Below are 13,129 nucleotides of genomic sequence, written 5' to 3' on the forward strand. Positions count from 1 at the left end.
GAGCTTGCCGAAGCATCTCTCCCGTAGTGGTAAATCCTGCTATGAGGCCTAAGCGGGAGAGATGCTTCGGCAAGCTCAGCATGACGTTCTGATGGTGTGTCTTACTTGCTCTGGCTAATCTGCTCTGCCAGCCTAAAACGTGTAGCCCATGGTGGCCATGAAATTGCGCCGGGCGCCGGGGCTGGCGCGGAAGAAGTCGTAGCCGCCGACGAAGTAGTATTTGTCGAGCAGGTTGTTCACGTTCAGGTGGAAGTTGAACTTGCCGGTGGTGTAAAACAGGGCCGCGTCCAGGGTGGTGTAACTCGGCCAGTAGGCCCAGTAGTCTTCGCCCGTAACCGTGTTCTTTACCTGGTTTTCGGAGCGGCGCTTACCCACGGCGTTGCCGCCCACAGCCACGCCCAGCCCGCGCAAGGCCGGCGTCACGAAGGTGTACTTGGTCCAGAGCCCGGCCGAGTGCTTGGCGGCGTTGGCCAGGGGCTGCCCGTTTTCCGCCGGTAGGTCGGCATCCAGCACTTCGGAGTAGTTGAAGGCGTAGTTGGCGTTCAAGCTCAAGTTGGGCAGAATGTTGCCCACCATTTCCAACTCGGCCCCGCGGGAGCGGGCCTGGCCGTTTTGCCGGTACACCTGGCCGCCGTCGGCGGTGAGGGCGCCGGTAGGCACCAGCTGGTTGCGCTTCACAATCTGGTACACGGCCACCGTGCCCAGCAGGCCCTTATCGAAAAACTCGCCCTTCAGGCCCGTTTCCAGCTGGTAGCTGGTTTCCGGGTTGAAGGAGGTATTGCGGCCGTAGCGCTCTGGAAAGCGGATGTACTCGGGCTTGAGCGGCCGGAAACCGGCGCTGTAGCTAGCAAAGTAGTTCAGGTTGTCACGCAGGGCGTAGGTGAGACCGGCGCGGGGCAGCAAGCGACGCTGCTGAATGTTTTGGGAACCGTCGCCGTAGTCCCGCTCATCGGCAAACAACTCGTAGCGCACCCCCAGCAGCATATCCAGGCGCGGCGTTACGGCAATTTGGTCCTGCACGTAGAGGCCGGTGGTGTGGTACACCGAGTTGATGTAATCGACGAAGAACTGGGGTAGCGGCCGCCGGATGTACTTGCTGGGGTCCTGGATTTCGTACACCGGATTCTTCAAATCGAAGGTCAGTGGAGTTGCCACGCCGTTTAGCAGCTTTTGCCGGGCCTCAAACATGGTGCTTTGCGGGTCGGTGGTGAAGCGGATGTAGTCCACGCCCGTTACCACTTTGTGCTGAAGTGGGCCGGTAGCCACGTTCACCACGAAATACGAAGCCAGGTTCTTGGTGTATTCCTCGGCCCGGCGGTCAAAGTAGCGCAGGTTCATCACCGTGTTGGCCGGGGCGTCGGCGTAGGTGTTCAGGGTGCGGTGCTCGCTCAAATCCTCGTGGTAGGTGAAGTCGAGGTACGAGGCATTAAACGACAGCCACTCGGTGAATTTGTGGTTGAGCGAGGCGTTCAGATAGTAGGTGCTGGTGCGGAAATAGTCGCTCGGCTGGCTCAGCGTAAACGAGCGGGGCAACGCGTACAACTCACCGCCCCGAATGGGCAGGCCCCGGTCTAGGTAGCCATCAATGTGGGTGTATACCAGTTCGGCGTTGATGGTGGTTTTGTCGGTGGGCAGGAAGGTAACCGTGGGCGCCACCATCAGGGAGCGAGTGTCGTTCACGTTGCGGAAGGTATTCGACTTCTCGAAGCCCGTATTGAAGCGGTAGAGTACGTTTTTCTGCTCGTTCAGCGGCCCCGTCAGGTCGGCGGTGGCGCGCATGGTATTGAAGCTGCCCGTGGAGAAGGTGAGGGCCTGCCGGGATACGTCGAGGGGCTTCTTGGTGACCATGTTCACCGTGCCGCCGGGGTTGATGTCGCCGTACAGGGCCGCGCCGGGGCCTTTCAGCACTTCCACCCGCTCCAGGTTCACTGTGAGGGGCGCCTGCGTAAACGAGTTGCCGTAGCTGAAGCCCGAGCGGAGCCCGTTCAGCAGCCGGAAGCCGCTTTCGTAGCCGTTGCGGAAGCCCCGAATCGTGAGGTCGTCGTAGTGCGAGTACTGCGTGACGCCGGCCACGTTCTTCACCACGTCGGTGAGGCGCAGGGCCTGCCGGTCCTCCATCAGCTCCTTGGTAACCGTGGAAATAGACTGCGGCACATCAATGGGCCGGGTGGCCGTTTTGGTGCCCACAAAGCTGTAGTCGCTCTTGTAAGTGGTTTCCTTGCGGCCCAACACTTCCACTTCCTGCAAGGCCGTGGTACTGGGTTGCAGAGTGAAATCCACCGTTAGGGTAGGGGTTTCGGAGGTCAGAACCACCGTGCGGCGCTGTTCCTGGTGGCTCATGCTCCGGGTGATGAGCGTGTATTCGCCCAGCGGCATCGTGAGCGAAAAATGCCCATCGGCCCCAGTGAAGGCGGAAAAGCGGCCAGAGGTTTCCACCACCGAAACTCCTTCCAACCCGTGGCCGGTCGGCCCGTTTACGTGCCCATCAATATGGCCCGTAGAAGACTGCCCCGCTCCCAGCATAGGCCAGAGCAGCAGCAGACACGCTAGTAGTCGTTGCATGAAAAAGAAAGCATACCCAGCCCCAGGGCGCAAGGCCTCCGGGCAGAGTGAAGTCAAGAAAAGAGAGGGGAATGGCTGCCAACTCGTGCTGACGCACGGCGGAATCGGGCAGAAATAGGCAAGGCTTACCCCAAAACGGCTATATGCGCCGCAGTGCCAAGTGCTGATGAAAGTAACGTGCTGCTAAACTGCGCGTTATCTGGTGCTCAGCCTGAAATCAACGCGGTGATTTACAGCGCCTACAAGGCAGCCAGCACGTAGCAGTCCGCAGACTTTACCCAGCAAAACAGGAACAGCAGAAGAGGGGTAGCCCTACGCGCAGACAACTGGAGGCCCGCGCAGGGAAGCACCATCTAGCAGGTGCGAGGCCCGGCAAACTGGCGCCTGGGGGCAATATTTGGCGTAAGCCACTACGCGCACCGGCCCGTCTATGCTCACCGGCAGCGCCGGCTGAAACGGCGCGTCATACAGCTGCTCGACGTGGCAGTGCTGGTGCTTAACGGAAAACACCGCTTTGTTGCCCGACTTAACTGCCAAGGTCAGCACCGGCGCGTCTTCGGTGTGCTGGTGAGCGTGCAGGCGCAGCATAGCCGCCTCGGGCATCCACACCCGAATAAGCAGGGCTATCAGCCCCCATGCTATGATTTTGCGTCCTGTATTCACTCGGGCATCACCTACTGGTTCCGGGCAAAGGTAGGTACAAACCTTTAATGCAGCATTGCTGCATTAAAGGAATTGCCCGGCTGGTTCAGTATGGCGCACCTACTTTGCCCGGAGGAGCTTGTGAATTCATCTGTAATCCTGCTCAGCACAGCTCACCAAGGAAGTAGAATCTTCAGCCAACCTAAGTTCAGGAGCAACCCCTACCTTGCGTACCTATCGTATTGCACCTCAATTCCTGCCTCCCTATGAATAAAACGCTGCTGTTGTTTCTTTTTTGCGTGGTTGCGCTGGCCCGGCCGGCGCATTCCAAAGACTACCTCATCACCAAGTTTGGCGCGAGTACTGATAGCACCAAACTCAACACCAAGGCCATCCAGAGTGCCATCGACAAGGCTAGCGCCAGCGGCGGTGGGACCATCGTAATTCCGAAAGGGGTGTTTCTGAGCGGGGCGTTGTTTTTCAAGCCCAAAACCCAGCTGCGGGTGGAGGCCGGCGCCAAGCTCAAGGGCTCCGACAACATTGCCGACTACCCGCTGGGGCCGTCGCGGATGGAGGGCCAGAAGCTGGATTATTATGCGGCGCTTATCAACGCTTACAAGGTGAACAACTTCCGGGTGACAGGCCCCGGCAAGATTGACGGCAACGGGCTGCGGTTCTGGAAGGCGTTTTGGGCGCACCGGGACTCCATGCAGAAAGCCGGCAAATCGTCGACCAACTTGGAGGTGCACCGGCCCCGGCTGCTTTTCATCTGGGGCTGCGACAATGTGGTTATCGAAAACGTGAAGCTGCACAACGCTGGCTTCTGGACCACCCATCTCTACCAGTGCAACAACGTCCTGATTGAAGGCTGCGACATCCGTTCCCCTTTCCGGCCGGTGAAGGCTCCCAGCACCGACGCCGTGGACATTGACGTATGCAAGAAAGTGACCATCCGCAACTGCTACATCTCCGTCAATGATGATGGCATTGTGATGAAAGGCGGCAAAGGCCCCAACGCTCAGAACCTACCCGAAAACGGCCCGATTGAAGACGTGCTGGTGGAAAACTGCACCTTCGGCGAAGTGCACGCGGCCATAACCTGCGGCAGCGAGTGTATTCATGCCAACCGCATCACGGTGCGCAACTGCAAAGTGGACAACGACCGGCCGCTGCTGCTCTTCAAAATGCGCCCCGACACCTACCAGCTCTACGAAAACATCACCATCGATAACATCACCGGTAAGTGCGGCACCATCGTCACGTTGTCGCCCTGGACGCAGTTTTTCAACATGGCGGGCAGCACCGAGAAGCCTTTTGGTACCATCCGCAACATCACTATTTTCAACGTGAAAGTGAACTGCAAACAGTTTGCGGTGCTCGATGGCAACCCCACGGACAAGGTGGAAAACATTGTGTTTAAGAACGTGAATGCCACGGCCCAGAAAGTTGAGTTTCCCAACAAGTACCCGGCCGTGAAATTCGAGAACGTGACCCTCAACGGCGCGCCGCTCAAAGCCACGCAAGATGCTCGGACCGGCCCAGCCGTAACTCCCCTGAAGCCCGACTAGCCCCGAGCAACGTTTGTGCAATAACAAAACGCCCCGCCAGCTTCTGGTGGGGCGTTTTGCGTTGCGGGCTTTGCTAGTCAGTAGGAGTATTACCGGATTGTTACTAAAACGACAACGAATCGAGGCCTAGCTGTTACCAATTTGTCAAGTCTATTTATTGTTAAATAAACCACAATTATGCTGCTCTATCTTTGAGGCTTGAAAGGGGTTTCGTACAATCAAGTGCGTGTTGATGTTGATTGTAGTATCGCCATTGGCTCAATAGAACCCTGTTTTCTGTAGTGTTTCCAATAAGTGAAAACGCCAAAGTTCAATTCTTTGGCGTGCGGTACATCTGTGTCTTGACCTCAGTTTTTTCTCTCCGGAAAACTAACCTAAGCCCATGCATGAAAACATCTACTAGCTCTTTCGGGTGGAAGCAACGTCTGCTTACGCCCGTGGCAATATGTTGCAGCGTTACTGCCTATGCGCAACAAGCCCAAACCGTTACGGGCCGCGTGACCGATAAGGCGGGCGAAGGGCTGCCCGGCGTAACGGTGCTGGTAAAGGGCACCAGCGCGGGCGCCAGCACCGGCCCCGACGGTGCCTACAGCGTGCAGGTGCCCAGTGGCGCTACCACATTGGTACTGTCGTTTCTGGGTTTCCAGCCGCAGGAAGTAGCCATCGGGACGCGCACGGCCATCAACGTAACCCTAGCGCCCGACTCGAAGGCCCTGGACGAAGTGGTGGTAGTAGGCTACGGTACTCAGAAGAAGGCCAACCTGACCGGGGCCGTGGACCAGGTATCGTCGGAGGTGCTGCAAAACCGCGCGCTGCCCAACCTCACCCAGGGCCTGCAAGGCGTGCTGCCCAACCTGAACCTGGTGCCCGGCGACGGCAAACCCACTACCTCGCCGGCCTATAACATTCGGGGAGCCACGTCCATCGGGCAGGGCGGCAACGCGCTGGTGCTGATTGACGGCGTGGAAGGTGACCCGAGCCGCATCAACCCCAACGACGTAGCCACCGTGACAGTGCTGAAAGATGCCTCGGCTGCCGCTATTTACGGGGCGCGGGGCGCGTTTGGCGTAGTGCTAATTACCACCAAAAACCCCTCGAAAGAGAAAACCAGCGTTACCTACGCCTTCAACCAGTCCATCAAGAGCCCAACCACGGTGCCCGATTTCGTGACGGATGGCTACGTGTTTGCCAATATGTTCAACGAGGGCTGGTCGGCGTGGAACGACTACTCGCAGACGCCGCAGAACATCAACAAAACGGTGAAGTTCTCGCCCGCCTACCTGGCCGAGCTGAAGCGCCGTTCCGAAGACCCCAGCCTGCCGAAAGTGGAGGTAAATTCCGCCGGCGAGTACGTCTATTACGGCAACACCGACTGGTACAAGGAGCTGTATAAAAAGCGCACCAGCGCCACCGAGCACAACCTGTCGGTGTCGGGGAGCAGCGGCAAGGCCAGCTTCTACGCCACGGGCCGCTACTTCGGGCAGGACGGTATCTTCCGCTACAACTCCGACGATTACCGCATGTACAACTTCCGGGCAAAGGGCGCTATCGACCTGTTCCCGTGGCTGCGCATCGACAACAACACCGACTACTCCAGCATGCGCTACCACAACCCGCTGAACGTGGGCGAGGGCGGCGGCATCTGGCGCAACATTGCCGACGAGGGCCACACGGTAGCGCCCATGTTCAACCCCGACGGCACTCTCACGTACTCGGCGGCCTACACCGTGGGCGACATGTGGTACGGCAAAAACGGCATTGACCTCGACGAGCGGGTGACGCGCAACACCACCGCGTTTCTGGCGCATTTCTTTGAAGACAAGGTGCGGCTCAACGGCAACTTCACGTTCCGCAACACCGACAACGACCGGACCCAAACCCGCGTGCCGGTGCCCTACAGCCGCAAACCCGGCGTGATTGAGTACGTGGGCACCAACACCAACGACCTGCTGCGCAACTTCGGCCAGACCCGGTACGTGGCCGCTAACCTCTTCGGCGAGTACGAAAACCACTTCCAGGACGTCCACTATTTCAAGGCCATGGTGGGCTACAACTACGAGCAGTCCACGTTCCGGGGCCTGCAAACCCAGCGCAACGGCCTGATTTACCAAGATGCGCAGGACATCAACCTGGCCTTGGGGCAGTCGATTACCACGCAGGGCGGCTGGGACCGGTGGAACATCATGGGCGGCTTCTACCGCCTCAACTACTCGTTCAAGGAACGTTATTTGCTGGAAGCCAGCGGCCGCTATGATGGCTCTTCGAAGTTCCCTTCCAACGAGCGGTTTGCCTACTTCCCCTCGTTCTCGGCGGGCTGGCGTCTGTCCAATGAGTCGTTCTGGGAGGTGTCGCCGAAGCTGATTTCCGAGCTGAAAATCCGGGGTTCGTACGGGGCGCTCGGCAACGGCAACATTAACTCTTACGCCTACCAGGAGCAGTTTGGTATTTCGCAGTCGGGGCGGGTGCTGAATGGGGTGCGGCCGCAGCTCACCAGCCAGCCGGGCGTTATTCCGGACGGCCTCACCTGGGAAACGTCCACCACCAAAGACCTGGGCTTCGACTTGAGCATGCTGGATAACCGCCTCACGCTGAACGCCGAAGGCTACATCCGCAACACCACCGACATGTTCACGGTGGGCATGACGTTGCCTGCCGTGTTTGGCACGGCGGTGCCCAAAGGCAACTACGCCGACTTGCGCACCAAAGGCTGGGAAGTGGCCCTGAACTGGCGCGACAACCTGGACCTGGGCACCAAGCCGCTCAGCTACGGTGTGCGCCTCACGCTGGCCGACTACCAAGCCACCATCACTAAGTACAACAACCCCAACAAGCAGCTCAACGACCCTAACAACAACAGCGCCGACCTCAGCTACTACGAGGGCCAGAAGCTGGGCGAAATCTGGGGCTACACCACCGACGGCTTCTTCACCTCGCAAGACCAGATTGCCAGCTCGCCCTCGCAGGCGCTGTTCCGCGCTTCCACCAGCGGCCAGCTGCTGCCCGGCGACATCAAGTTTGCCGACCTGAACGGCGACGGGGTCATCAACAACGGCGACAACACGGTGGGCAACCCCGGCGACCGGCGCGTGATTGGCAACGCCCTGCCGCGCTACACCTATGGCGCCATGGCCGACGCCAGCTGGCACGACTTCTTCGTGTCGGTGTTCTTCCAGGGCGTGGGCCACCAGGACTGGTACCCCGGCTCCGAGGCTGGCACGTTCTGGGGCCAGTACAATCGGCCGTACAACAAGATTCCGAAGTCGCAGCTGGGCAACATCTGGTCGGAGGACAACCCGGATGCCTATTTCCCGCGCTACCGCGGCTACGTGTCGCAGAACGGGGCCGGCGAGCTGAGTCAAACCCAAACCAAGTACCTGCAAAACGTGGCGTACGTGCGTCTGAAGAACATTCAGCTCGGCTACAACCTGCCCCAGTCGTTGATTGGGCGCATCAAGATGAGCAACGCGCGGGTGTTTGTGTCGGGTGAGAACCTCTGGACCTGGTCGCCCTTCTACAAAATCACCGAGGACATCGACGTGGAAAACATCGGCCGCTCCGACATGCTCCTGAGCCCACCCTCGGCCTCGTCTACCAACCCCAACAGCAACAGCAGCGGCAACGCCAACAATTACCCCATCCTGAAAAGCGTAACGCTCGGGCTGTCAGCTACTTTCTAACCCGGCGCAAACTTACCGCATCATGAAAAGATATTTTGGTTGGCTGATTCTGCTAACCCTCACGTTTGCCAGCTGCGAAAAGCTGGACCAAGAGCCGGAAGCCACCGTCACGAACGAGGCCGTATTCAGCAGCGAAGCCGGCTTGCAGCTCTATTCCAACTCGTTCTACGACGTGCTGCCCACGGCCAACGACATCCACCAGGGCGACGCCATGGCGGACTACTCGGCCCGCACTCAAGTGCCCGATTTCTTGCGGACCGGGGCCTTCAGCGCCCGCCAAAGCTCGGGCTGGGACTGGACCCGGCTGCGCAACATCAACTACTTCATTGCCAACTGCAACAACCCCGCTATTGCGCCCGCCACGCGCAACCACTACCTCGGGCTGGCGCGGTTTTTTCGGGCCTGGTTCTACTTCGATAAGGTGAAGCGCTTCGGCGACGTGCCGTGGATCAGCAAGCCGATGGCCGTAAACGACCAGGCGCTCTACAACGGCCGCGACCCGCGCACGTTGGTGATGGACTCGGTGCTGGCCGACCTGAATTTTGCCTGCCAGAACCTCAACACCACCGCCGACAACAGCCGCAGCCTGATTACCCGGCAAACGGCCTTCGCCTTCAAGTCGCGGGTATGCCTATTTGAGGGCACGTTTCGGAAGTACCACACCAGCTACAACTTAGCCGGCAGTGCCAACACCTGGCTAACGGAAGCCGCGTCGGCCGCCAACACCGTCATGACTACCGGCGGCTTCAGCCTCAACACCGCCGGCGGCACCGATAAAGCGTATCGCCAGCTGTTCACCAGCACCGCCGTAGTACCGTCCGAAACCATTCTGGCGGCCGTGGTGGACCCGGCCCTGAGTATCTACAACGACGCCAACTGGTGGTGGACCAGCGCTACCTACGGTGCCCGCGTCAGCCTGATTCGCACGTTCGTGAACACCTACCTCAACATTGATGGCACCCCGTTCACTAGCCGGCCGGGTTACGAAACCCTGCCGTTTGCGCAGGAAGTGAAAAACCGCGACAAACGCCTGCAACAAACCATCCGGATGGGTGACTACAAGCGCGTGAACGGGGGCGCATTGGAGCCAGCGCCGCCGGTTTTCTCCTATACCTACACCGGCTACCAGCCCATCAAGTGGACGCTCGACGACACGTATTACGACGGGGGCAGCCGCAATATCAACTCTCTGCCCATCATGCGCTACGCCGAGGTGCTGCTGAATTTCGCCGAAGCCAAAGCTGAACTAGGCACCCTCACCGACGCCGAATGGGCCCGTACCGTGGGCGCGTTGCGGCAGCGGGCGGGTATTACCGGCGGCCTAGCTGCCAGGCCCACTGTGGTGGATACGTACTTGCAAACCAAGTATTTCCCTGGTATCTCCAACGCGGCGCTGCTGGAAATACGCCGGGAGCGGGGCACTGAGCTGGCGCTGGAAGGGCTCCGGTTCTATGACCTAGTGCGCTGGCACCGCGGCGAGCTGATGGACATGACCTGGAACGGCTTCTACGTGCCCGCCCTCGACCAGCCGCTCGACTTGAACGAGGACGGCATTCTGGATGTGGCCTTTTACACCACGCTGCCCGCCAACCGGCCCGCCGGTGTCACCTACGTAAACGTGGCGCCCACCATCAGCGGCGGCAGCCCCAACCCACAACGCCTCAGCAACGGCACCTCCGGCGAAATCACCTGGCTGACCACCATTCCACGCCGCTGGGAGGAAAAGTACTACCTGTACCCCATCCCGGAAACCGACCGGCTGCTCAACCCCAAACTGGGCCAAAACCCCGGTTGGTAAGTAATTCTGTTTACCTTTCTCTTCTTCCCTTTCCTTGGTTGCTATGATTAAAAAGGCCCTCTGCGCCCTGTTTCTGCTGCTTGCTGTTTCGGCTACCCTCTCGGCCCAAACCATGAAGGTGGCCACCTACAACGTCCGCTACGACAACAAGCAGGACACGGCCAACGCCTGGCTCCGGCGGCTGCCGCACCTCACCAACCTGATTCGCTTTCAGGATTTCGACTTGTTCGGCACGCAAGAAGTGCTTTACACCCAGCTTCAGGACATGACCAGTAAGCTGCCCGGCTACGCCTATATCGGGGTGGGCCGCGACGATGGCAAGCAGGCCGGCGAGTACTCGGCCATCTTTTATAAGCAAGACCGATACAAGCTACTCAAGCAGGGTACTTTTTGGCTGGCGCCCACTACCACGGCGCCCGTGAAAGGCTGGGATGCCGCCCTGCCGCGGGTGTGCACCTGGGGGCAGTTTCAGGAGAAAAATACCGGCTTCACCTTCTACCTCTTCAACACCCACTTCGACCACGTAGGGGTGGAAGCCCGCAAGGAAAGCGCCAAGCTGATTCTGGCCAAAATCAAGGAAATGGCCGGTACCTCACCCGCCATCCTCACCGGCGACCTGAACGTGGACCAGCGCAACGAAAGCTACACTTTGCTCAGCACCTCGGGCACGTTGAAAGATGCTTACCAAACGGCGGCCTTGGTGTACGCGCCTAACGGTACGTTCAACAACTTCAAAACCACCACCAAAACCGACGCCCGCATCGACCATATCTTCCTGAGCCCGGCCTTCACCGCCACCCGCTACGGCATTCTGACTGATACCTACGGCGGCGGCAAAATCCCCTCCGACCATTACCCGGTGGCTATTGAAGTGCGGTATTCAACGAAGAAATAGCCGGTCAACCTCGTAAGTCCCGCTGGGCCTGCTGCTGCCGATAAAGCAAAAAGGCTCCTTCTCATGTGAGAAGGAGCCTTTTTGTTTGTGTGAGCCGATTATTGGACTCGAACCAACGACCTGCTCATTACGAATGAGCTGCTCTACCAGCTGAGCTAAATCGGCGTTTCCGAGGCGACGTATCCGCCAGGGGCAACAAAGATAGAAAGCGCAAGCAAAAAGCCGATAAAAACGAGTTGTATTTTTTGCACGAGCTTCTAATCGGGTCAGGCATAACTACTCGATTGGCTTTCCCGTTTCCAGGAGCAGAACCACTAACTGGCTATGCGCTGCTGCTTATGAAGTCAACCAAATCATCCGTTGTACCCCAGGCCCTGGCCAGCGGCTTGGCCGGCGCTACCGTCCTCACCCTGCTCCACGAAACCGCGCGCCACCTGCGCCCCCACGATGCGCCGCGGATGGATGTGCTTGGTATGCGCGCCCTGCGCAAGCTGCTAGGCAAAGCCGATGCTCCTCAGCCTGACCATGATACGCTGTTCAACCTAACAATGGCCGGCGACATACTGTCTAACGGATTGTATTTTAGCTTAGTCGGACGAGGTAAGAAAGCCTGGCGGCGTGGAGCTGTTCTGGGGTTGGCAGCTGGCGTAGGTGGCGTGGTGCTACCGGGGCCGTTGGGCCTGGGTGAGGCCCCCAGCAACCGCACCCCCCAAACCAAACTCATGACCGTAGCCTGGTATCTGGTGGGCGGGCTGGTGGCGGCTGGTGCGTCGCGGGCGTGGACCAAGGCCCGGAAACGGTAAGACGCTGCCGAGTTTTCCCGGCTTTCCGGCATCTTTGCGGCTGTTATGGTGAAACAACTCCGCAAACTCCTGGTCCGCACGCTTGGCTTCGAGCGGTACATTCGTTTTGTAAGCGGGGTGTACCTGCGGCTAGTGGGCGCGGGCTGGGGCAAGAAGAAATACCCGGAGCTGTTTTTTCTGGAGAAAATAGTGAAGCCCGGTTTTGTGTGCCTGGATATTGGCGCCAACTTGGGCTATTACTCCGTGGCCCTCTCGAAGCTGGTAGGGGCCGAAGGGCAAGTGCTGGCGGTAGAGCCCATTCCGGCGTTTCAAGCCATTTGGCAGGATAACGTGAAGCGGAGCGGCTTCCAGAATCTTACGCTGTTGCCCTATGCCCTCGGCGGCCAGGACACCACCGTGCAGATGGGCACGCCCGAGCGCAACGGCCTGCTGCACCACGGCATGACCAAAGTAGCGTCTAGCAACCCCAACGAAACCTACGCCCGCACCTACGACGTGCCCATGCGCAACCCCGACGGTTTGCTGGCCCATCTGCCGCGCCTCGACTTTGTAAAGTGCGACGTGGAAGGCTTTGAGTACGAGGTGTTTCGGCACATGCAGGCCACGTTGCGCCGCTTCCGGCCGCTCATCCAAACCGAGTTGAACGGGCTGGAAAACCGCCGCGCCGTAGCGAATCTGTTGGCTGATCTGGGCTACAAACCATTTTTGCTCTCCGAGCGTTCTGAACTTGTACCCTGTACCGAGACCCAGCTGGAAAGCGCCGTTTCGGCCGATTTTTACTTTCAACCCACTAATTCCACCTCCGAAGCAACTTCTTGATGGTCAAGTTTCTGCTGATATTTTTTCTTGTTTCTATTATCCTGCGTTTTGTCCTGCCGGTGCTGATGCGCTGGCTGGTGGTTGCCTTCGTGAAGAAGCAGACCCGCCGCTACGGCGCGCAGTTTGGGGCTAACCCGTTTGAGGCACCGCGGCCCGAACCGAGCCACAACGGCCCCACTAACGGCCAAGTACACGTCGATTATGTGCCACCCAAGCAAAAGCCCGCTCAGCCCAAGGAGTTCAAAGGCGGCGAGTACGTGGATTTCGAGGAAGTGAAGTAAGCCGGCATTATCTGTCATAACGTCGCGTGTAAATTGCGTGCGTCGTTCCTGACAAGCCAACAACAGAAAAGCCCTTGACGCTAG

General features: G+C 59.0%; 9 protein-coding genes and 1 tRNA gene. 7 read left to right on the forward strand and 3 right to left on the reverse strand.

Annotation, left to right across the window (positions count from 1 at the left end):
• Nucleotides 1-132: 132 nt before the first annotated feature.
• Together G536_RS0119885 and G536_RS0119890 are read right to left on the reverse strand one after the other, a co-directional pair.
• Nucleotides 133-2,562 (reverse strand): TonB-dependent receptor, encoded by a 2,430-nt coding sequence (locus tag G536_RS0119885; RefSeq protein ID WP_026880406.1) that lies wholly within the window; start codon nucleotides 2,560-2,562, stop codon nucleotides 133-135.
• A 312-nt stretch (nucleotides 2,563-2,874) separates the two neighbouring features.
• The gene (locus tag G536_RS0119890) at nucleotides 2,875-3,225 is read right to left on the reverse strand and encodes a hypothetical protein (protein WP_157530798.1); all 351 of its coding nucleotides are present in this window, start codon (nucleotides 3,223-3,225) and stop codon (nucleotides 2,875-2,877) included.
• 245 nt (nucleotides 3,226-3,470) lie between these two features.
• On the opposite strand from G536_RS0119890, the gene G536_RS29035 reads away from it, so the two are divergent.
• From G536_RS29035 to G536_RS29040, 4 genes are all read left to right on the forward strand, one after another.
• The gene (locus G536_RS29035) at nucleotides 3,471-4,772 is read left to right on the forward strand and encodes a glycoside hydrolase family 28 protein (protein WP_022825364.1); all 1,302 of its coding nucleotides are present in this window, start codon (nucleotides 3,471-3,473) and stop codon (nucleotides 4,770-4,772) included.
• Nucleotides 4,773-5,158: 386 nt separating this feature from the next.
• Nucleotides 5,159-8,449 (forward strand): SusC/RagA family TonB-linked outer membrane protein, encoded by a 3,291-nt coding sequence (locus G536_RS0119900; protein WP_026880407.1) that lies wholly within the window; start codon nucleotides 5,159-5,161, stop codon nucleotides 8,447-8,449.
• Nucleotides 8,450-8,471: 22 nt separating this feature from the next.
• Nucleotides 8,472-10,247, forward strand: coding sequence for a RagB/SusD family nutrient uptake outer membrane protein (locus G536_RS0119905; protein WP_022825366.1), 1,776 nt, complete (start codon nucleotides 8,472-8,474; stop codon nucleotides 10,245-10,247).
• A 43-nt stretch (nucleotides 10,248-10,290) separates the two neighbouring features.
• On the forward strand, nucleotides 10,291-11,142 hold the full coding sequence (locus G536_RS29040) for an endonuclease/exonuclease/phosphatase family protein (protein WP_022825367.1): 852 nt from the start codon (nucleotides 10,291-10,293) through the stop codon (nucleotides 11,140-11,142).
• 92 nt (nucleotides 11,143-11,234) lie between these two features.
• Here G536_RS29040 and G536_RS0119915 read toward each other — a convergent pair.
• A tRNA-Thr gene (locus G536_RS0119915) sits at nucleotides 11,235-11,307 on the reverse strand.
• A gap of 173 nt (nucleotides 11,308-11,480) precedes the next feature.
• On the opposite strand from G536_RS0119915, the gene G536_RS29045 reads away from it, so the two are divergent.
• From G536_RS29045 to G536_RS0119930, 3 genes are read left to right on the forward strand one after another with little or no spacing between them, the layout of a single operon-like run.
• A complete protein-coding gene (locus G536_RS29045) occupies nucleotides 11,481-11,945 on the forward strand; it encodes a hypothetical protein (RefSeq protein WP_033370551.1) in 465 nt (154 codons plus the stop codon).
• A 45-nt stretch (nucleotides 11,946-11,990) separates the two neighbouring features.
• A complete protein-coding gene (locus tag G536_RS0119925) occupies nucleotides 11,991-12,764 on the forward strand; it encodes an FkbM family methyltransferase (protein ID WP_022825368.1) in 774 nt (257 codons plus the stop codon).
• Nucleotides 12,764-13,045 carry a DUF4834 family protein gene (locus tag G536_RS0119930; protein WP_022825369.1) on the forward strand — a complete coding sequence of 94 codons (282 nt, stop codon included), beginning with the start codon at nucleotides 12,764-12,766 and terminating at the stop codon, nucleotides 13,043-13,045. Before G536_RS0119925 ends, G536_RS0119930 begins: the two co-directional genes overlap by 1 nt.
• The last annotated feature ends 84 nt before the right edge of the window (nucleotides 13,046-13,129 follow it).

Source organism: Hymenobacter norwichensis DSM 15439, from assembly GCF_000420705.1.
GTDB classification, from domain to species: Bacteria; Bacteroidota; Bacteroidia; order Cytophagales; family Hymenobacteraceae; genus Hymenobacter; species Hymenobacter norwichensis.

Coding starts and splice junctions, on each gene's coding strand:
- G536_RS0119885 (WP_026880406.1), bottom strand. CDS start 2,562: ATGCAACGACTACTAGCGTGTCTGCTGCTGCTCTGGCCTATGCTGGGA.
- G536_RS29035 (WP_022825364.1), top strand. CDS start 3,471: ATGAATAAAACGCTGCTGTTGTTTCTTTTTTGCGTGGTTGCGCTGGCC.
- G536_RS0119900 (WP_026880407.1), top strand. CDS start 5,159: ATGAAAACATCTACTAGCTCTTTCGGGTGGAAGCAACGTCTGCTTACG.
- G536_RS0119905 (WP_022825366.1), top strand. CDS start 8,472: ATGAAAAGATATTTTGGTTGGCTGATTCTGCTAACCCTCACGTTTGCC.
- G536_RS29040 (WP_022825367.1), top strand. CDS start 10,291: ATGATTAAAAAGGCCCTCTGCGCCCTGTTTCTGCTGCTTGCTGTTTCG.
- G536_RS29045 (WP_033370551.1), top strand. CDS start 11,481: ATGAAGTCAACCAAATCATCCGTTGTACCCCAGGCCCTGGCCAGCGGC.
- G536_RS0119925 (WP_022825368.1), top strand. CDS start 11,991: ATGGTGAAACAACTCCGCAAACTCCTGGTCCGCACGCTTGGCTTCGAG.
- G536_RS0119930 (WP_022825369.1), top strand. CDS start 12,764: ATGGTCAAGTTTCTGCTGATATTTTTTCTTGTTTCTATTATCCTGCGT.